General features: G+C 64.3%; 17 protein-coding genes. 14 read left to right on the forward strand and 3 right to left on the reverse strand.

Annotation, left to right across the window (positions count from 1 at the left end; all coding sequences use genetic code 11):
• Positions 1-75 precede the first annotated feature (75 nt).
• From ASF90_RS12865 to ASF90_RS12880, 4 genes are all read left to right on the forward strand, one after another.
• Positions 76-354 (forward strand): YbeD family protein, encoded by a 279-nt coding sequence (locus tag ASF90_RS12865; RefSeq protein ID WP_055850635.1) that lies wholly within the window; start codon positions 76-78, stop codon positions 352-354.
• Positions 342-1,040, forward strand: a complete 699-nt coding sequence (gene lipB / locus ASF90_RS12870; protein ID WP_055850636.1) for a lipoyl(octanoyl) transferase LipB — start codon at positions 342-344, stop codon at positions 1,038-1,040. The genes ASF90_RS12865 and lipB overlap by 13 nt, the downstream gene beginning before the upstream one ends.
• Before the next feature lie 14 nt (positions 1,041-1,054).
• Positions 1,055-2,068, forward strand: a complete 1,014-nt coding sequence (gene lipA / locus ASF90_RS12875; protein ID WP_055850638.1) for a lipoyl synthase — start codon at positions 1,055-1,057, stop codon at positions 2,066-2,068.
• Positions 2,069-2,426: 358 nt separating this feature from the next.
• Positions 2,427-4,586, forward strand: a complete 2,160-nt coding sequence (locus ASF90_RS12880) for a carboxy terminal-processing peptidase (protein WP_193552426.1) — start codon at positions 2,427-2,429, stop codon at positions 4,584-4,586.
• Between the two features lie 185 nt (positions 4,587-4,771).
• On the opposite strand, the gene ASF90_RS12885 is transcribed toward ASF90_RS12880, so the two are convergent.
• Positions 4,772-5,515 carry a sulfite exporter TauE/SafE family protein gene (locus ASF90_RS12885; RefSeq protein WP_055850643.1) on the reverse strand — a complete coding sequence of 248 codons (744 nt, stop codon included), beginning with the start codon at positions 5,513-5,515 and terminating at the stop codon, positions 4,772-4,774.
• 175 nt (positions 5,516-5,690) lie between these two features.
• Between ASF90_RS12885 and ASF90_RS12890 the strand changes: the two genes are divergently transcribed.
• Positions 5,691-6,575 carry a LysR substrate-binding domain-containing protein gene (locus tag ASF90_RS12890; RefSeq protein WP_055850645.1) on the forward strand — a complete coding sequence of 295 codons (885 nt, stop codon included), beginning with the start codon at positions 5,691-5,693 and terminating at the stop codon, positions 6,573-6,575.
• Between the two features lie 54 nt (positions 6,576-6,629).
• Here the strand turns inward: ASF90_RS12890 and ASF90_RS12895 are convergent, their stop codons facing one another.
• Positions 6,630-7,496 (reverse strand): endonuclease/exonuclease/phosphatase family protein, encoded by an 867-nt coding sequence (locus tag ASF90_RS12895; RefSeq protein WP_055850647.1) that lies wholly within the window; start codon positions 7,494-7,496, stop codon positions 6,630-6,632.
• Between the two features lie 167 nt (positions 7,497-7,663).
• On the opposite strand from ASF90_RS12895, the gene ASF90_RS12900 reads away from it, so the two are divergent.
• The 8 genes from ASF90_RS12900 to gnd all read left to right on the forward strand — a co-directional run bounded on the left by ASF90_RS12900 (position 7,664) and on the right by gnd (position 16,246).
• Positions 7,664-8,719 carry a bifunctional nicotinamide-nucleotide adenylyltransferase/Nudix hydroxylase gene (locus ASF90_RS12900; protein ID WP_055850650.1) on the forward strand — a complete coding sequence of 352 codons (1,056 nt, stop codon included), beginning with the start codon at positions 7,664-7,666 and terminating at the stop codon, positions 8,717-8,719.
• Between the two features lie 125 nt (positions 8,720-8,844).
• A complete protein-coding gene (locus ASF90_RS12905) occupies positions 8,845-10,248 on the forward strand; it encodes a nicotinate phosphoribosyltransferase (protein WP_055850652.1) in 1,404 nt (467 codons plus the stop codon).
• Positions 10,249-10,270: 22 nt separating this feature from the next.
• Complete coding sequence (locus ASF90_RS12910) at positions 10,271-11,371, forward strand: hypothetical protein (RefSeq protein WP_055851390.1); 1,101 nt, start codon at positions 10,271-10,273, stop codon at positions 11,369-11,371.
• Positions 11,364-12,428 (forward strand): DNA methyltransferase, encoded by a 1,065-nt coding sequence (locus tag ASF90_RS12915; protein WP_055850655.1) that lies wholly within the window; start codon positions 11,364-11,366, stop codon positions 12,426-12,428. Before ASF90_RS12910 ends, ASF90_RS12915 begins: the two co-directional genes overlap by 8 nt.
• Positions 12,429-12,501: 73 nt before the next feature.
• Positions 12,502-13,284 (forward strand): DUF2242 domain-containing protein, encoded by a 783-nt coding sequence (locus ASF90_RS12920; RefSeq protein ID WP_055850657.1) that lies wholly within the window; start codon positions 12,502-12,504, stop codon positions 13,282-13,284.
• Between the two features lie 124 nt (positions 13,285-13,408).
• Positions 13,409-13,786 carry a glycine zipper 2TM domain-containing protein gene (locus ASF90_RS12925; protein ID WP_055850660.1) on the forward strand — a complete coding sequence of 126 codons (378 nt, stop codon included), beginning with the start codon at positions 13,409-13,411 and terminating at the stop codon, positions 13,784-13,786.
• 93 nt (positions 13,787-13,879) lie between these two features.
• Positions 13,880-15,283, forward strand: a complete 1,404-nt coding sequence (locus tag ASF90_RS12930) for a hypothetical protein (RefSeq protein WP_236699268.1) — start codon at positions 13,880-13,882, stop codon at positions 15,281-15,283.
• Positions 15,284-15,304: 21 nt separating this feature from the next.
• A complete protein-coding gene (gene gnd / locus ASF90_RS12935; protein WP_055850661.1) occupies positions 15,305-16,246 on the forward strand; it encodes a phosphogluconate dehydrogenase (NAD(+)-dependent, decarboxylating) in 942 nt (313 codons plus the stop codon).
• A 335-nt stretch (positions 16,247-16,581) separates the two neighbouring features.
• Here the strand turns inward: gnd and ASF90_RS12940 are convergent, their stop codons facing one another.
• Complete coding sequence (locus ASF90_RS12940; protein WP_055850664.1) at positions 16,582-17,643, reverse strand: oxidoreductase; 1,062 nt, start codon at positions 17,641-17,643, stop codon at positions 16,582-16,584.
• A 149-nt stretch (positions 17,644-17,792) separates the two neighbouring features.
• Here ASF90_RS12940 and ASF90_RS12945 point away from each other — a divergent pair, with 149 nt between their 5' ends.
• Positions 17,793-18,164, forward strand: a complete 372-nt coding sequence (locus ASF90_RS12945; RefSeq protein WP_055850667.1) for a BON domain-containing protein — start codon at positions 17,793-17,795, stop codon at positions 18,162-18,164.
• The last annotated feature ends 694 nt before the right edge of the window (positions 18,165-18,858 follow it).

Below are 18,858 nucleotides of genomic sequence, written 5' to 3' on the forward strand. Positions count from 1 at the left end.
CATGCACGTGGCTCCGCTTATCGTTTCGGGGAACGCACACTTGGGTTTGCCCTCCACCGGCCCGATAATGGGGCGATGGATATCAGCACCGACAACCCCGATCACGGCTTCCAGTTTCCCGGTACCTTCGAGCTCAGCGCTATGGGCGCAGCCGAGCGCGGTCTGGAAACCGAATTGCCACGTCTGCTCGCTGCCACCGGCGTGGAGCTGCTGCAGGAAAGCATCAGCTGGAAGCACTCTTCCAGCGGCAAATACGTCTCGGTCAAGATCGGCTTCCGTGCCGAGAGCCGGGAGCAGTTCGACGCGGCGCATCAGGCACTGCGCGATCACCCGGAAGTGAAGTGGACGCTTTAGCGGCCGAACCTGCGGTGCTCGCTGCCTCGATCCCGCCCGCACCGTTGCGCGACCTCGGGCAGCAGGACTATCTGCCGGTGTGGCGTGCAATGCAGCGTTTCACCGATGCGCGTGACGTGCACACCGCCGACGAGGTGTGGGTGGTCGAACATGCGCCAGTGTTCACGCTGGGCCAGGCCGGCAAACCGGAGCACGTGCTGGCACCCGGCGACATTCCGGTGCTGCAGGTGGATCGTGGCGGTCAGGTGACCTATCACGGCCCTGGCCAGCTGGTGGTCTATCCGCTGCTGGATCTGCGCCGGCTCAAGATTGGCGTGCGCGATTACGTGTGCAAGATCGAGCAGGCACTGATCGACACGCTGGACGAGTGGAATATCGTGGCCGAACGCCGCGATGGCGCGCCGGGCGTGTACGTCGGTGACGCCAAGATTGCCGCGCTTGGTATCCGGGTGCGGCGCGGCTGCACCTTCCATGGGTTGTCGTTCAACGTGGCCATGGACCTGGAGCCGTTCCACCGCATCAACCCGTGCGGCTACGAGGGCCTGCAGGTGACCTCGGTGCTAGACTTGGGCGGCCCCTCAGGGATGAACGCCGTCAAGGCAGTGCTGCTCGATCAGCTGGCCCGCCAGTTCGGCCTGACGCTGCACCCCGCCTCCGCAATGCCCGACCTTTCGCTTCCGGCCTGAGCGCCCGTACCGTCATGACCCAGCCTATCGCCCGTTCCATCCCCTTGCAGGTCGTCTCCGGCGACACCGCCGCGCCTGCGCCGCTGCAGACCGGCGTCAAGCAGATCGGTGGCGACAAGATCAACCGCTCGCCGGTGCAGTTTGTGGACGCGCCGGTACTGCGTAAACCGTCGTGGATCCGCGTGCGGATTCCGTCCGGCAACGCGGTGCAGAACCTCAAGGCCAAGTTGCGCGAAAACCGTCTGGTCACGGTGTGCGAAGAGGCCAGCTGCCCGAACATCCACGAGTGCTTCAGCCATGGCACCGCGACCTTCATGATTCTGGGCGAGGTGTGCACGCGGCGGTGCTCGTTCTGCGATGTGGCGCACGGCCGGCCCAAGCCGCCGGACGCCAGCGAGCCGGCAAGCCTGGCCACCACGGTGGCAGATATGGGCCTGAAGTATGTGGTGGTGACCAGCGTTGACCGCGACGATCTGCGCGACGGCGGTGCCCAGCACTTTGTGGACTGCATCACGGCCATCCGGGCCAGTTCGCCCAAGACCCGTATCGAGATCCTGACCCCTGATTTCCGCGGCAAGGGCCGCATGGACCGTGCGCTGGAAATTCTGGCGCTGAGCCCGCCGGACGTGTTCAACCACAACATCGAAACCGTGCCGGACCTATATCCGAACGTGCGCCCCGGCGCGGATTACCAGTGGTCGCTGACCCTGCTGCAGCGCTTCAAGGCGCAGCATCCGTCCATCGCCACCAAGTCCGGCATCATGCTCGGCCTGGGTGAAACGATGGAGCAGGTGCAGGCCACCTTGCGCGATCTGCGTGCGCACGATGTGGACATGATCACGATCGGTCAGTACCTGCAGCCGACCCCGCACCATCACCCGGTAATGCGCTACTGGACGCCGGAGGAATACAAGGCGCTGGAAGACTACGGCAACGCACTGGGCTTCAGCCACGTGGCCTCCGGCCCGATGGTGCGCTCGTCGTATCACGCCGATCGGCAGGCTGCCGGCGCCGGCGTCGCTGCCTGAGTAACACCGGGCGCTCGACTCGCCCGGACAGCGCAGCAGGTGACCGCAGTTGCACCCGAAGCTGCGAAGTCATCAGGGCGCTCGCTTGCGACGGTGTCGTCCTGGTGGCGCCCAACCCTCCGTTTCATCGCCGGCCCTGTGTATTGCACGGGGCCGTGTCGTCTCCGGCTGTCGGGCTTGCGGCGCAAGGTACGGCCGCGTTCACAATCCGATACAGGCCCGGCGCTAGGCTGATTCAGCCAGCGGATGACAACGCCAGCAACTTTGGGCACTGTCATGCTGTCTGATCCGTTCACCGCCTTTCTTTCGTCGGCCTTGTGCCGAGAGCCATTCGATGACCTACAACGTTTCTGCGTCCATGAAGGCCGGCCTGCTGGCGCTGGTGTTGACCACTCCGATGGCCTTGCTCGCACGCGCCGATACAGCGCTGCCGGCCGCCGCCACGCCCGATCAGGCGACGGCGACCAAACTTGTCTACGGCCTGCTATCCGACAGTCGTTATGCCTACCGCCCGCGGACGCTGGACGAGGGGATGTCCAAGGACGTCTTCAAGCGCTATCTGGAATCGCTGGATGGCGGCAAACAGTTCTTTACCCAGGCCGACATCGATGGCTTTGCGCCGCTGCAGGCCGGCGTGGGCGACGCGCTGCGCGGCGGCAACCTGGAGCCGGCGTTTCAGGTGTTTGCGGTCTACAAAAAGCGCGTCGATCAGCGCGTCAAATACGCGCGCGACCTGCTCAAGCAGGACTTCGATTTCAACGGTAGCGACAAGTTCGAGTACGACCGCAAGGACGTGCCGTGGGCGTCGGACGACAAACAACTGGATGTGCTGTGGCGGCAGTCGGTGATGAACGACTGGCTGCGCCTGAAGCTGGCCGGCAAGAAGCCTGATGAGATCCGAAAGACCCTGGACAAGCGCTACGCCGCGCTCGCCGATTCGGTGAAGCAGCTGACCGGCGAGAATGTGTTCCAGTCCTTCGTCAACGCGTACACCAACGCAGTCGACCCGCACACCGATTACTTCACTCCGCGCACTGCCGAGACGTTCAACCAGCAGATGTCGCTGTCGCTGGAAGGTATCGGCGCGCAGCTGCAGAAGCAGGACGACATGGTGGTGATCCGCGAGGTGATCCCGGGTGGTCCGGCGGCGGTGGATGGCACGCTCAAGCCGGGCGATCGCATCGTCGGCGTGGGGCAGGCCAAGTCCGGCGCGATCGAAGATGTGATCGGCTGGCGCATCGACGATGTGGTGGCCAAGATCCGCGGCAGCAAGGATACCCAGGTGCGCCTGGAGTACATTCCGGCCGAGTCGGGCATCGACGGCAAGCACCGCATGGTGACCCTGACCCGTCAGAAGGTGCGTCTGGCCGAACAGGCGGCCAAGGGCGAGACGATCACCCTGCCGGCCAAGGGCAGCGAACCGGAACGCCGCATCGGCATCATCAAGCTGCCGGGCTTCTATCAGGATTTCGAAGGCCGCCGCCGTAACGCGACCGATTACGCGTCCGCAACGCGCGACGTCGCCAAGCTGCTGGCTGGCTTCAAGACCGACAAGGTCGACGGCGTGGTGCTGGACCTGCGCAACAACGGTGGCGGTTCGCTGGACGAAGCGATCGAACTCACCGGCCTGTTCATCGAGCAGGGCCCCGTGGTGCAAGTGCGCGAATCCGGCGGCCGCGTGACCGTCAATGGCGACAGCAATCCCAAGGTCGCCTGGGATGGTCCGCTGGGCGTGTTGATCAACCGTGGCTCGGCCTCGGCATCGGAAATCTTTGCCGGTGCGATCCAGGATTACGGTCGCGGCCTGGTGATCGGTGAAACCAGCTTCGGCAAGGGCACCGTGCAGAACATCGTCGATCTGGACCGTTGGCCGGCTGCCGAAGGGCAGCGTTATGGACAGGTCAAGCTGACGATTGCGCAGTTCTTCCGTGTCAGCGGCTCCAGCACGCAGCACAAGGGCGTGGTGCCGGATATCGCGTTCCCGGCCAGCGTGGATGCCACCGAGTTCGGCGAAAGCACCTACGACAACGCGCTGCCGTGGACGCGTATCGCTGCCGCGCCGCACACCCAGTACGGCAACTTCGCGCCGCTGCTGCCCAAGTTGCAGACGCTGCACACTGCGCGCATCGCTACCGACAAGGAATTCCAGTGGTGGGAAGAGGACGTCAAGCAGTTCCGCGACGAGAAGGCCAAGAAGTACATCTCGTTGAACGAAGCCGAGCGTGTTGCCGAGCGTCAGAAGCAGGACCAGCAGCGCAAGGATCGCCAGCAGGTGCGCAAGCAGCTGGGCTTGCCGCTGGATCCGCTTGCCGATGACAGCGACGACGGCCTGACCGGCAACGAGCGTGACATCGTCAAGGACACGGCACGCGAGAAGGCGGCGGAAAAGCGTCCCGATCCGCTGCTGCACGAATCTGCCGCGATTCTCGCCGATGCGCTGGGCCTGCTCGTGCAGGATCAGCCGCTGTCGGCGCAGGTGCTGCCGCAGTCGACAGCGCCGGGACGTTGGGCTGACTGATCGTTCGCTGAGCACCTGGCGACAGCATTGGGTTGAAGTAAAAAACGCCACCGCACTGCGGTGGCGTTTTTGTTGGCCACCCCTTGCATATCGGGCACGGCACCGCAGGCGGGTTTGACAGCTAATCGATTGGCTGGCTGCCGTGCCGGTGTGTCGTGCAAGGCTTCATTGCCTCCGACGTGGCTTTACGCCAATGCCTGCCAAACGCCTTGCAGGCCGAGCACCAGCAACGTGGCGAAAAAAAAGCGCCGAAACGTATCGGCGGAAATGCGATTGCGCACCCAGGCGCCCAGCGACATGCCGATGGCGGTGGGCAGCAGCGCCCATATCGACGGAGCGATCGCCGTGCCGGGAAGCGCGCCGTGCCAGGCAAGGGCACTGGCCAGCGCCAGCGTCGCCACTCCGAAGCACCAGCCAAGAGACCGGATCAACAGCTCGCGCGGCAGTTGCAGTGCGGTGAGGTAGGGCAGCGATGGCAGCACGAACACTCCGGTGGCGCCACTCAACAGACCGGTGGATAGTCCGGCCAACGGTCCTGCCCAGCGTTCGTGATGCGCCTGCATCGTCCAGTGTCGGCGCGCCAGCCCAAGCAAGGCATACAGCGCCAGCAGCACGCCCAACCCGGCGCGGACTAGAGTGGGATCAGCGCCTGTCAGCACCCCCGCGCTCAGCCAGGTGCCGAGTGTCACGGTTGCCAGCAATGGCCACAGACGTCGCAGCAGGGTTGGCGTGTCTGGCCCCCAGGCTTGCTGCACATTCGTCACCAGCGAAGGCAGTGCGAGTAATGCCGCTGCCTCGGCAGGCGTCAACCAAAGACCCAGCAGCCCCATTGCAACAGTCGGCAAGCCCATCCCGGCAACGCCCTTGACCCAGCCAGCCAGCAAAAAAATGCCTGCGATCAGATACCAGTGGGTGTGCAAGGTCTGCATGCAGGCAAGGATCCGGGCGTGTTTTGCGCCACACAATGCGTGATTGTTTGATGCAGGCTTCGGTTGAGACGAAGGCTGAGGCATAAGATGCCCACCGTGGAAGGATCAATGGGCTGACCGGCTTCGTCGGCGGCGAGTGCACTTCGATTGACGTACACGTGCTTGGGGAGCGGTCATGCATCTGGAATTTGTGGATTTACGGTTGTTCATTGCGGTGGTCGAGGCGGGCAGCATCACTGCCGGTGCGCAACGCGCGGCGTTGTCGTTGGCGGCTGCCAGCGCACGGATTCGCGCGCTGGAGGTGCAAGTGGGCGCCGCCCTGCTGGAACGCGGGCGCCGCGGTGTCAGCCTGACCCCGGCCGGTGGCGTGTTGCTGCGGCACGCACGGCAATTGCAACGCCAGACCGAGGCGTTGCAGCTGGAGCTGGGCGGCTATGGTGGCGGCGGGCAGGTGACGCTGCGGCTGGCGGCCAATACTGCGGCGCTGTCGGCATGGCTGCCCGAACGGCTGGCGGAGTTTCTCATCGCACATCCACAGCTGGATCTGGCGCTGACCGAGCAGGGGAGCGACGAGGCGGCCGATGCGGTGCGCGAGGAGCGCGCCGACATCGCCGTGGTCGCAGGCCATGCCGACGTCAGTGGGCTGCAGGTGCTGCCGTTCCGTGAGGATCGGCTGGTGCTGGTGATGGCTGCCACTCATCCACTGGCCGGCGCCTCGACGTTGCGATTGAGCGAGCTCGCGGGAATGGACATGCTGGGGCTGGCTGGCGACAGCGCCTTGCAACGGCATCTGCGCGTGCAAATGAACCGGGCCGGCGCGCAGGTGCGCATGCGTGCAAAGGTACAAGGGATCGACGCGTTGTGCCGCATGCTCGCGCAAGGCATGGGCATGGCAATTCTTCCGAACGCCGCAGTGCAGCGCTCATGCGTGCGCGATCAGCTGGGCACGGTGCCCTTGGATGAAGCCTGGGCACCTCGGCAACTTTCGATCGTGCTGCCTCACGCGTCTGCGTCGTCGACCATCCTGCAAGCGCTGGTCGATTGTCTGCAGCGCGACTGACCTGCGTACCGTCAGACAGGCCGGCATCGTGACAGTCTCACTTTGCCGGCGCGATCAACGCGGCCAGGCGAATTCGGCAAGCACCGGGTAATGGTCGGATGGCAACACCCCACCGGGGCGATGATCCAGCGTAGCGAAGCGTGTCGGTGTCAGGCCGCGAAACAGGATCCAGTCGATGCGCCGGGTCGGGCGGGTGCTGAAGTCCTGGAACGTTTTTTCGGGACCTTGCGGCGTCGCCACATTGGCGCGTGCGTCCTTAAGCGTTGCGGTGAGCGTGCGGTAGGTGCCCTGATCGGGATCGCTGTTGAAATCGCCGGTCAGCACCACCGGAACATCTGCCGGCAAGCTTGCGATACGCGACAGGATCATGCGCGCACCTTGTTCGCGCGCTGCCTCATCCTGGTCGCGATGCGGCAGATGGGTGTTCAACAGATAAAAACGGTGCTTGTCGCTGCGGCGCTCGAACAAGGCCCAGGTGACCATGCGCGGCAGGTCGGTGTTCCAGCTGCTGCTGCCGGGCACGTCGGGGGTGTCGGACAGCCAGAAATCGCCCGATTCCACGACCGACAGCGCGTGGCTATCGTAGAACACGCCCATATGCTCATCGCTGCCATCGGCGCGGCGGCCCTTGCCGAACCAGCGGTAAGCAGGCAACTGCGACGCCAGATACTGCGCCTGATCCTGCACCAACTCCTGGGTGCCGAAGACATCGGGATGGGTGTGCTTGATCAGCGCGACCATGGCCGTGCGTCTTACCGACCAGCGCTTGTCGCCGTCGGTGTCTACCGGTACACGCACGTTGAACGACATCACCCGCAATGGCGCAGGTGCAGGTGCAGCCCATGCAGACAGCGTCATGCACAGCACGGCGATGACAGCGAGCAATGGCCGAGAGACAGCGCGAAGGGACTGCTGTGGCATGCGATGGATTCCGGAATGGCCAGCCGCCAAGTCTAGTCCGCGTGCATGACATAGTGTGTCGGCGCGCGATTGAACAAACACGCTTGACGCGGCCATCTATCGGCGTAGCATTTGCAGCAAGCCAGCGGAGAGACCGCTGACTGACCACTCAACCGTGAGGGATTCTCATGGCAGCACAGTACGACTATCTTGTGTTTATCGGGCGTTTCGAGCCCTTTCATAACGGCCACGCTGCCGTCGCCCGCCACGCGCTGGGCAAAGCGAGCAAGCTCATTGTGTTGATCGGCTCGGCCGACACACCACGCACCATCCGCAACCCCTGGACCGTTGCCGAACGCGCAGTGATGATCGAGTCCGCATTGCCGGGCGAGAGCGAGCGTTTGATCCTGCGTCCGTTGCGCGACCATCTGTATAACGAAAGCCTGTGGATTGCCGAAGTGCAGCGCCAGGTTGCCGAAGTGGTGCACGCCGATGGTGGCACGCTCGATGCGCGCATCGGCCTGATCGGCATGGACAAGGACGCCAGCAGTTATTACCTGCGTGAGTTTCCGCAGTGGCCGCTGGAAGACGTGCAACATACCGCCACGTTGTCGGCCACCGAGTTGCGCCGTTATCTGTTCGAGGCTGGCGACATCGGTTTTCATGGCGGGTTGCTGATGCTACGCGGCAATGTGCCGGCGCCGGTGTACGAGATGCTGGAAGCGTTCCGCCGCAATTCGCCCAGCTACGCGCAACTGGTGGCGGAATACCGCTTCATCGAGCAGTACCGCGCGGCCTGGAAGGATGCGCCGTATGCACCGACCTTCGTGACCACCGATGCAGTGGTGGTGCATTCCGGGCACGTGCTGCTGGTGCGGCGGCGCGCCGAGCCGGGCAAGGGGTTATGGGCACTGCCGGGCGGTTTCGTTGCCCAGGAAGAAGGGCTGCTGGACAGCTGCTTGCGCGAGCTGCGCGAGGAAACACGGCTCAAGGTCCCTGTGCCGGTGCTCAAGGGTTCGTTGCGCGGACGCCAGGTCTTCGATCACCCCGAGCGCAGCCTGCGCGGGCGCACCATTACCCACGCATTCCATTTCGAATTTCCGGCCGGTGAGTTGCCCGCGGTGCGCGGTGGCGACGATGCCGACAAGGCGCGCTGGATTCCGATTGCCGAAGTCATGGCGATGGGCCCGCGCCTGTACGAAGACCACCTGCATATTCTTGAATTCTTCCTGGGTCGTGGCTGAGCGCGACGTCATCGCCTGCGTGCCGCTGCCGACCGGCGTCGGTCACGTCGATGCGTCTTGCTTGAATCACGACCTCCCACCGGCGGACAGACCGCTGGTTTTCCCGACGCGAAGGAGCTTCCGTCATGCATTACCTCGATAACCTGCTGCTCAATACCGATAGCTACAAGGCCAGCCACTGGCTGCAGTATCCGCCCGGCACCGATGCCTCGTTTTTCTATGTCGAATCGCGCGGCGGCGTGTACGACCAGACCGTGTTCTTCGGTCTGCAGTCGATCCTGAAAGAAGCCATCAACCGTCCGGTGACCCACGCCGACATCGACGATGCCAAGGCCTTGCTGGCCGCGCATGGCGAGCCGTTCAACGAAGTCGGCTGGCGCGATATCGTCGACCGCCTTGGCGGGCAGTTGCCGATCCGTATCCGTGCGGTGCCCGAAGGTGAGGTGGTGCCGACGCACAACGTGTTGATGACGATCGAATCCACCGACGCCAAGGCGTTCTGGGTGCCGTCGTATCTGGAAACCTTGTTGCTGCGCGTGTGGTACCCGGTGACGGTGGCCACGGTGAGCTGGCAGGTGAAGCAGATCGTGCGCGATTACCTGGAGCGCACCAGCGACGATCCAGAAGGCCAGTTGCCTTTCAAACTGCACGACTTTGGTGCGCGCGGTGTGTCCAGTCTGGGCTCGGCGGCCCTCGGTGGCGCCGCGCATCTGGTGAACTTCCTCGGCACCGATACCCTGTCTGCCTTGCTGCTGGCACGCGCGCATTACCACACGCCGGTTGCGGGGTTTTCGATTCCCGCCGCCGAACACAGCACCATCACCAGTTGGGGCCGCGAGCGCGAGGTGGATGCGTACCGCAACATGCTCACGCAATTCGCGCACCCGGGTTCCATCGTGGCCGTGGTGTCCGACAGCTACGACATCTATCGCGCCATTCGCGAGCATTGGGGCACCACCTTGCGGGAAGAGATCATCGCCTCCGGCGCGACGGTGGTGATCCGCCCCGATTCCGGCGACCCGGTGGATGTGGTCGAACAGTGCCTGCTATTGCTGGACGAGGCCTTTGGGCATCAGGTCAACGGCAAGGGCTACAAGGTGCTCAACCATGTGCGCGTGATCCAGGGTGACGGCATCAATCCGCAGTCGTTGCGCGCCATTCTGGAGCGCATCACTGCAGCCGGTTATGCCGCCGACAACGTCGCCTTCGGTATGGGTGGTGCATTGCTGCAGAAGGTGGACCGCGATACGCAGAAGTTTGCGTTGAAGTGCTCGGCAGTGCGTGTAGATGGGCAGTGGATCGACGTCTACAAGGACCCGATCACCGACCAGGGCAAGCAGAGCAAGCGCGGCCGGCTGACCCTGCTGCGCGACCGTCGCGATGGCAGTTACCGCAGTGCGTTGCTCGACGAGGTAGCCGCCAGCACCGACAGCGACGATGCGTTGGTGACGGTGTGGGAAAACGGCGCGATGCAGCAGGAATGGACGTTGCAGCAGGTACGCGAGCGTGCCGATGCCGCCCGGCGCTGACGGGTTGCACGCAGGCATGCCGATGCCCGCTTCCATCGATGCTGTGCCGCTGCTGCCTGCCTCACCGCTGTTGGCGCAGTTGCGCGCCACGGCGCCCAACCTGCAGCGGCGCGTGCCGCTGCAGGACGACAGCAACCGATGGCATGCGTTGCAGATCGGCGCACGCCGCTATCGGGTTGCGCTGCCGATCACGTTGACGCCGTACGCCTCGGTGCGGCCCTGTTCGGCGCGTTGTGGGTTTTGTTCGGAGAATCTGCGGCAGCACGCGGGCGGTCTGGCGGGGTCGATGCTGCGTCCGGGCCCGGACTATTTCGCGCAGTTGCGCAGCGCACTGCAGCTGCTGCATGCGGTGCCGTTGTCGTATTCGCTGTCGGGCCTGGAAATGACCGACGACGCGCAGTGGCTGCTGACCTTGCTGCACACCTTGGCGACCACGCCCAATGGCCCGCGCGTCGAGCAGCGCGTGCTGTACAGCAATGGTGCAGGCCTGGCGCGAGCGCACGCTGAGCGTCTGCTCGATGCGCTGGTCGATTTCGGCGTGTCCTGGATCGAGCTGTCGCGTCACCACCCGTTGCAGGCGCATAACGACGCGATCATGCGCTTCCGCGCGGACGAGCCCATCGCCGATGCCACGACGTTCGTGCAGACCGCACGTCGCATTGCTGCACGTCTGCCGGTGCGGCTGGTGTGCATCGTGCAACGGGGCGGGGTGTGCAGCGCCGAGGAGATCGCGCGGTATATCGCGTGGGCGCGCAGCTGCGGCGCAGGTCAGGTGATCTTCCGCGAGTTGTCGCGGCTGGATGATGCGTATCGCAACAACGGCACGTTGCGTTACATCGAGCAGCACCGCATCGGTGTGGAGCATCTGCTGGCCGAGTGCATGCAGCAGCCGTGGTGGTCGCGTTGGCAGCTGGACGGCATGACGGAAGGGTATTACTTCTGGAATGTGCGGATGCGCAGCGACGATGGCATGCAAGTAGTGTTCGAAAGCGCCGATTACGCGGCGATGCACGCGCGCCATGCCACCGGCGATGTGTACAAGCTGGTGTTCTTCGCCAACGGCCGGTTGTGCGCGGGATGGGACCCGGATGCCGATGTGCTATGGGACGCAGCAGATGGATGAGTTCGATCAGCGCAGCTGGTGGACGCCGGCAGCCGATGATGCGGCCTGGGCACTCCCCGACGACCTGCGTGCGCGCGACCCGCTCAACGGGCGCGACTGTGGTTGGGTCAATCAGATGCGGCCGTTCGTGCGCCATTTCAGCCAGCCGGGCGAGCAGGTGTTCGACCCGTTCTGCGGGTTCGGCAGTACGTTGCTGGCTGCGGCCATTGAAGGCCGCAACGCGCACGGCATGGAGATCGACGAGGCGCGTGCGCAGCTGGCACGCACGCGGCTGCAACGGCACGGCGTGGATGCGCCGATCGTGGTCGGTAGCCTGGTGCAGACCGCGCCGGCTGCGCCGATCGATCTGTGCCTGACCAACGTGCCGTATTTCGGTTGCCAGTGGCGCGGTGCGTCCGTGGCTGGGCAGCTGTATGCCAGCGCCGACTACGCGGGGTATCTGGCAGGCATACGCGCGGTGTTTCACGCGTTGCGGCGGCAGTTGCGTCCGGGCGCATTCGGCGTGGCCATGGTCGAGAATGTGCGTGTGGGCGGGCACATGATCCCGCAGGCCTGGGAGTTGGGCCGGATCCTCGGCAGCCTGTTCACACTGCATGACGAGCGGGTGTTGTGTTATTCGCGTGCTGCGGCTGGGTTGGACCATGCAGGCACCGCCAGCAATCGCAGCCACGAGTACGCGCTGATCTTTCAGCACTGCCGCGCCCGCTTGGATGTACAGCAGGCGGCGCAGCTGCTGCAGGCCGTGCAGGCGCTTGGCGTGCCGGTGGTAGTGCACGGCAGTTATGCGCGTTGGCTGCAATCGCCTGCGCTGGTGCCGCAAGGCCCGGCGGATCTGGACCTGATGCTGCGCGCCGAGCAGCCGCTGTGGGACCGCCTGACCAGCTGGCTGCAGGTGCAGGGTTTCAATCTGAGCCTGTGGGGCGAGCCCTGTCGCGCGCCGGTGGCGCTGGCAACGGTACGTGCGCATCACTACCTGCGCGCCGAGCGGATCGGTGCCGATGGCAGCCGCCTGCAGGTCGACCTGCAACTGCCAGCGGATGAACCGCCGATGCCCTGAGCCGGCAACACGACGCCGCGCGCACATCGGTTGCAGCTATGCTTTGCCCGGTTTTGGATGCCGGAGTCTTCTCATGTCGTGTACTTCCCTGATCGCGCGTGGCGCGCTGCTTGGCGCGTTGGCAACCTTGGTGGGCTGCGGCGGCAGCAAGGGCGACACCATGCTGATGCGCGAGTCGTTCAATTCCGACGATACGTATTCGCGCAGCGTGGCGGCCAGCTCGCCACAGGCCTGCGAAGCCGCACGGCGCGTGCTGTTGAGTCAGGGCTACGCCGTGACGCGTGCCGATGCCGCGGCGGTGGAAGGCAGCAAGAACTTCCAGCTGAAGGAAGCCGACCAGAGCGAGCAGCTCAATCTACGGATTTCCTGCGCCACGCAGGACGGTGGCAAGGCGCAGATCTTCGTCAGCGCGCTGCAGGATCGATACGCATTGAAGAAGAGCTCCACCTCGGCCAGCGTGGGTGTGGGCGTGCTCGGCTCGTTGTCGTTGCCGGTGGGTAGCAGTGGCGACTCGCTGGTGCGCGTGTCCAGCACCACGGTGCAGGACGCGGCCTTCTACAAGCGCTTTTTCGAACGACTGAACTCCTATCTGCCCAAGGTGACCGAAGCGGCGCCTGCTGCTGCCGCCGCGATGCCTGCGCCGGTACCGGCAGCCCCGCACCCGCCGGCGGCACCAGCCGCACCGCCCGCCGCGGCGCCGACACCGGCGGTCAGCGCGCCTGGTGCGCCAACCGCTGCAGCACCGAGCCCAACCACGGTCGAGCAGCCGCCCGTCGCACCGTTGCCGGTCGAAGCGCAGGACCCGCCACCAGCGCCGGCCAACGTGCCGCAGAGTGGACCCGCCACTCAACCGTGACGCGCGATTCACGCACCGCTCCAAAGCCTGAATAGAGGGTTTTGCGCTTCACGTTGTGTTCTCGACCCAGTGGCCAGAGTGCAGCCATGGCTCGCCGAATGGGCGAGAACGATGGAGACGTACGATGAAAATGCGCAATTCCCTGATGGGTATGTCCCTGATCGCTCTGATGGCGACGAGCACCTTCGCGCAAGCGCAGAACTACTCGCAGCACCGTTACACCACGGCAGACGAAGGCCGCAGGTTCAATGACGGTACGCGCGTGCGCTGCAAGAACGTCGAGGTGCAGAAGAATTCCACCGACCCGAATCGCATCGGCGGCACGCTTGCCGGCGCAGCCATCGGCGGTCTGCTTGGTAACCAGGTTGGCGGCGGTAACGGCAAGAAGCTCGCCACCGTGGCAGGCGCGGTTGCCGGTGGCGCGGCAGGCCGCACCATCCAGGGCAACCGCCAGCAAGCTAACGGCAATCGCCAGGTCGAGCGCGTCTGCGAACGTCGCTGAGCGTGATGCAGTGAATGTCATGAGCCCCGGTCCTGCCGGGGCTTTGTTTTGGTCCAGGAGCAGCGCTGTGCTGCCAATCCACTTCTCCGCTCGATGAGTGCATTCCAGGTGCAGAGCAGACGCTGGGCGGTGCGATCCACGCCTGCAGCGCACACACGCGTGCGGCACGTCGCGTGGCGCCGCGTGGCTACGCTGTTCTGTGCAGTGGCGCTGTGCGGTCTGCAGCTGCTGCACGTGGCCGCTGCTGCACCAAGTCAAACGGCCAGCACGGCCGCACCCGATTGCGTGGAAGCGTTATTACGGCGATTGGGTTGGAGCATCAACAGTGCGTCGATCAGTGCGCCAATCATCCAGCGCGGCGCGCCCTGTACGCGGGCCTCGCTTGCGCAGGCGCGCGCAGCGGGCGATCTGCAGATCACATTGCCGGCGGGCTGGGACGCGCAGCAACGCGGCGTAGCGCTGACAGCACTGTTGGACGATTCCGCTACCCAATGCGCCTACGGATTCGACATTGGCGCCGCCACACGGCGCGCCGTCACCCAACTGCAAGACAATCCGCATTACCGGTTTTCTGCGTTGCAACTGGGCTGGATCGGCTTCGGCTGGCGTGGCGCCGCTGCGCAGGGCTGGAGTGGATTCAAGAGCTTTGGCCGCGGCTATCAGCCACGCGGCAGCAATGCGCAGGCGCTGGACGCGTTCTATCGCGGACAGGTGCGTTCCGAATGCGGCGTTGGGCGGCAGGTGGCCCAGCTCGCCACGCAGCGCGAACTGTATGGCGATGCCGGATTCGATCAGGTATTTACGCCGGGCGAACTGTCGATCGGTACATTTTTGACCTTGCACGACACCGACAGCATTCTGCTTGGCGCACACGCCGGCGAATTTTTTGCCGACGGTAAAGCGGTGAAGACCGCGCAACTGGGGCGCCAGGCGTTTGTCGGTGCGCCAGGCTTCATCGCGCATGTGTTCGACAAGGCGTATCTGGACGATATCCATAACCAGGCCGAAAACTTCGTGGTGGTGGATGTCAGCGATGCGGCGGCGCAGGCGTTGGCGCGGCACGGCGGCTTTGCGCATTACGACACGATCAACCGGCAGATTTGGGAACTCTCCAGGCAGCTGCATGGGCCCGGCAAGCGACGGTTCGAGCGGTTGCTGTACGAGCGCGACGCGGCGTTGCGGGCAACGCTTGATCCGCAGCAGCAGGCGCGGCTGCAGGAACTGCAGACGTTGCTGGACGATCCGTTCTACCAAGGCTTTCTGGTGTATGTGCATCCCAAAGGCACCAAGCCGATCGGCTATCACGTCGCGCGCCTGCTCGATCGCAACCCGCGCACCCCATATGCGATCGACCTGACCTTGCACAATCTGCGCACCACCTTGTACTGGCGATGGATCGATTGGCAGCTGCAACAGTGCGGCGCCAGCACCGTCACGGAACAATCCATTGAAAATTCCGCCACGCCGGCGTACGCCCGGCGTGGCACCCTGCACTGATCAGATCATTGAGGAGTGGTTATGGAACTGGGTATGGTGGGTTTGGGCCGCATGGGCGCCAACATGGCCGAGCGTCTGGTGCACGGCGGGCATCGTGTGCACGGCTACGATCCCGGCGATAGCGCGCGTAGCAGCGCACAGGCCAAGGGCATTGTCACTGCCGATGCGTTGGCAGCGCTGGTGTCTGCGCTGCCGAGCCCGCGCGTGGTGTGGCTGATGGTGCCGGCAGGCAAGATCGTCGACGACACGCTGGCACAACTGCTGCCGTTGTTGCAGGCCGGCGACATCGTCATTGATGGCGGCAATTCGTATTACAAGGATTCGCAACGTCGCGCGGCGCAACTGCAGGAAAGCGGTATTGCATTCGTCGACTGCGGCACCAGCGGTGGCGTCTGGGGCCTGAAAGAAGGCTATAGCCTGATGGTTGGCGGCGAAGAGTCCGCAGTGACCACGCTGCATCCGATCCTGGCCACGCTGGCGCCTGCGGCGGACAAGGGCTGGGGGCGGGTGGGCCCGAGCGGTGCTGGCCACTTCACCAAGATGGTCCACAACGGCATCGAGTACGGAATGATGCAGGCCTACGCCGAAGGCTTCGCACTGATGCAGCACAAGACCGATTTTGCGCTGGATTTGCACCAGGTCTCGGAGATCTGGCGCGACGGGAGCGTGGTGCGTTCGTGGTTGCTGGACCTGACTGCCGATGCGCTGCAACACAACCCGACCATGTCCGGTATCGCGCCGTTCGTAGCCGACTCGGGCGAGGGCCGCTGGACGGTGGCTGAGGCGATCGACCTGGAAGTGTCTGCACCCATCATCACGTTGTCGCTGATGGAGCGGTTGCGTTCGCGCGACAAGGATTCGTTCACCGACAAATTGCTGGCGGCAATGCGCAACCAGTTCGGTGGGCATGCAGTGAAGACCACCACCGCTGCAGCGCCGGCGATCGGCAGCAAGGACGCGTAAGCGCGTCGCTGACACGGCCGCGGTTGCCGAACGGCGGCGCGGTCGTTGCTCGATTGGAATTCGCTCGATCCGCGTACGCGTTCTACGCGTGGGCGATGCTGCTCACGATGTGGGTCGCTCGACCCTCAGCGGCCACGGTTTTACTTCGGTCTGCGTGCCTGATGTAGCGCGTGTTCGGCAGCTAAGAACTACGGCGCGGTGCGCCAGATCGATGCAGCGACGCTGCGCATGCATGCATCACGCGCATGGCACGCCTTTAAGCGGCAGTGCACGATGGCCAGACATTTTCCTGCATCGGCTGCACGCTTTAACTGCGCAAGCAGCCGATGCCTGCGTCATCGGAGCGTGCGCTCACCATCCAGCCATTGCACCTGTCCGGTCGCAGCGCTGTGCTGCGCCAGTTCCAGCAAGCGCATGAGTTGCACCGCGTCTGCGCCATCGACCGGTGCCGGGCCGTTGCCTGCCAACGCATCGCGGAAGGCGGCATAGCATTGCCGATAATCGCCGGGCAGGTTGTCGGGTTGATGGGTGTGTACGCGGCCCTCTTCGTCCACGCGGGTGAGCGTGCCCGGTAATGGGTCCACGCCCCAGCCAACCGTGCCAGGACGACGCCCGGCGCGCAGCTGGTCTTCCTGCGTGTCCAGGCCGTGCTTGAGATAACTGCCGCGCGTGCCGTGCACGGCAAACCGCAGGCGGTTGTCGGCGACCAGCGAGCCGGCATGCAGGATCACCCGCAGCCGCGGGTAATGCAGGGTGACGTGAAAATAATCGTCGCTGCGCGCCTGGCTGCGCTGGCGCTGCAAATCCGCAGCGATCGCCTGCGGTGCGCCGAACAGTTGCAATGCCTGGTCGAGCAGGTGCGGGCCCAGGTCGTACCACAGGCCTGCGCCCGGGATATCGCTTTCGCGCCAGCGGTCGCGGACCTGCGGCCGATAACGGTCGAAGTGCGAATGAAACTCCACCACCTCGCCCAGTTGGCCTTCGTCGATCAGGCGGCGCACGGTCAGAAAGTCTGCGTCCCACCGTCGATTCTGGAACACGCTGATGACGCGGCCGGCTGCCGCGGCAGCGTCGACCATGGCACGCGCCTGCGCGGCATCCAGCGCAAAGGGTTTATCGACCAATACGTGCTTGCCCGCAGCCAGTGCCTGCAATGCGAATGGCGCATGGGTCTGATTGGGTGTGGCAAGCACAACGGCGTCGAGTGCCGGGTCGGCCAGGGCACTGTCGAGGTCGGCAACGACGCTGATCTCCGGGAAATCGGCTTGCGCCTGTTGCGGTTTGGACGACACCACGCTGTGCAAGCGCAGGCCCGGCGTGCTGGCGATCAGCGGCGCATGGAAGGTGTGGCCGACATAGCCGTAGCCGACGACGGCCAGATTGAACGGTTTAGCCATTGAAAACGGTTCATCGCAACGAACGAGGGAATCTGCATGGTATTGCACCCACCCGTGTGCGCGGGGTTCACAACCTCTGCATGCAACGGTCACGTGTACGCGACGACCGCCGCCGCAAGCTGCAGCCACATTCAACGGGAGTGATTCGAATGAAGAACATGATGCATGCACGCAAGCTGTTGGCGCTGTCGTTGTCGCTCGGTCTGACCCTGGGTGCTTCGCAGGCATTTGCTGCGCCGCAGGACATGGGCGCGCACAAGGACCACGCCGCCGGCATGAATGAATCCAAGAAGCCGGTCACCGATACCTGGATCACCACCAAGGTCAAGGCCGATCTGCTCGCCACTGACAACGTGTCTGGCACCGACGTCAAGGTCGAGACCAAGAACGGTATCGTGATGTTGACCGGTTCGGTTGCGACCCAGGCTGAGCACGACAAGGCCGTGGCTGTTGCCAAGGGCATCGAAGGCGTCAAGAGCGTCAAGTCGACCGGCCTGAAGGTCGTCGCTGCGAAGATGTAATTGCAGCGGCAGCGAATGCTGGGCCAGCTGCGGCGAGGCAGTTGAACCGGGCACGAGGCGCACTCTACGGAGTGCGCTTTTTTTTGTGCGTCGTCAGGGAAGCCACTTGTCGGCATGCTCGCGCGATCAGCGCTGGAACGGTGGCTTGCTGTGCGGTGCTGGCAGGCGCTGATTCGCTTTACTGCCCAGCATCTGCTCGCTACGTTTTGTTGGCTACTTTGTTGGCGTAGCTTGTCGTCGTTAGATGCTCTGTGTGCCGGTGACGGACATCGACGCTTCGGTCACTGTCTACGGCGACGCATTGATTGGTATCCGATCATGCCGTCGACTTGGGATCATTGCAGCGGACCTTGCCGTCTTCTGATGTGGATGGCGATGCCTTCGGTAGTGGCGGGGATCCGTACCTATCGACGCGCGATCGCATCAGGTGAGCGTCTATGCGTGGCAGCGCTCAGGATCGAACGTAGGCATGCAGCTGCTCAGTAGTGGTGTGGTGCGCCCCGTTGGGCTCGCCCAGGGCCCATCGGTCACCACGGCGCCGACAAACGGCGGCCTTCTCGCGCCATTTTCACCTTTGCTGCACTTATGATATGCCCATTCAGCTATGTCACGATGGCGGTGTCATGGGCTGAATCATTCATCTCGCTTGGGGTGTGATCGGAGACAATACCGACGCGTCTTTAGGCACGTGCAG

Source organism: Xanthomonas sp. Leaf148, from assembly GCF_001423585.1.
Taxonomy (GTDB): domain Bacteria; phylum Pseudomonadota; class Gammaproteobacteria; order Xanthomonadales; family Xanthomonadaceae; genus Xanthomonas.

What these genes read in the sequence shown, in the direction of transcription:
- ASF90_RS12945 (WP_055850667.1), top strand. Translation starts at nt 17,793, where the DNA reads ATGAAGAACATGATGCATGCACGCAAGCTGTTGGCGCTGTCGTTGTCG.
- ASF90_RS12885 (WP_055850643.1), bottom strand. Translation starts at nt 5,515, where the DNA reads ATGCAGACCTTGCACACCCACTGGTATCTGATCGCAGGCATTTTTTTG.
- ASF90_RS12880 (WP_193552426.1), top strand. Translation starts at nt 2,427, where the DNA reads ATGAAGGCCGGCCTGCTGGCGCTGGTGTTGACCACTCCGATGGCCTTG.
- ASF90_RS12865 (WP_055850635.1), top strand. Translation starts at nt 76, where the DNA reads ATGGATATCAGCACCGACAACCCCGATCACGGCTTCCAGTTTCCCGGT.
- ASF90_RS12910 (WP_055851390.1), top strand. Translation starts at nt 10,271, where the DNA reads ATGCCCGCTTCCATCGATGCTGTGCCGCTGCTGCCTGCCTCACCGCTG.
- ASF90_RS12905 (WP_055850652.1), top strand. Translation starts at nt 8,845, where the DNA reads ATGCATTACCTCGATAACCTGCTGCTCAATACCGATAGCTACAAGGCC.
- ASF90_RS12920 (WP_055850657.1), top strand. Translation starts at nt 12,502, where the DNA reads ATGTCGTGTACTTCCCTGATCGCGCGTGGCGCGCTGCTTGGCGCGTTG.
- ASF90_RS12895 (WP_055850647.1), bottom strand. Translation starts at nt 7,496, where the DNA reads ATGCCACAGCAGTCCCTTCGCGCTGTCTCTCGGCCATTGCTCGCTGTC.
- gnd (WP_055850661.1), top strand. Translation starts at nt 15,305, where the DNA reads ATGGAACTGGGTATGGTGGGTTTGGGCCGCATGGGCGCCAACATGGCC.
- ASF90_RS12890 (WP_055850645.1), top strand. Translation starts at nt 5,691, where the DNA reads ATGCATCTGGAATTTGTGGATTTACGGTTGTTCATTGCGGTGGTCGAG.
- lipA (WP_055850638.1), top strand. Translation starts at nt 1,055, where the DNA reads ATGACCCAGCCTATCGCCCGTTCCATCCCCTTGCAGGTCGTCTCCGGC.
- ASF90_RS12900 (WP_055850650.1), top strand. Translation starts at nt 7,664, where the DNA reads ATGGCAGCACAGTACGACTATCTTGTGTTTATCGGGCGTTTCGAGCCC.
- ASF90_RS12925 (WP_055850660.1), top strand. Translation starts at nt 13,409, where the DNA reads ATGAAAATGCGCAATTCCCTGATGGGTATGTCCCTGATCGCTCTGATG.
- ASF90_RS12930 (WP_236699268.1), top strand. Translation starts at nt 13,880, where the DNA reads ATGAGTGCATTCCAGGTGCAGAGCAGACGCTGGGCGGTGCGATCCACG.
- ASF90_RS12915 (WP_055850655.1), top strand. Translation starts at nt 11,364, where the DNA reads ATGGATGAGTTCGATCAGCGCAGCTGGTGGACGCCGGCAGCCGATGAT.
- ASF90_RS12940 (WP_055850664.1), bottom strand. Translation starts at nt 17,643, where the DNA reads ATGGCTAAACCGTTCAATCTGGCCGTCGTCGGCTACGGCTATGTCGGC.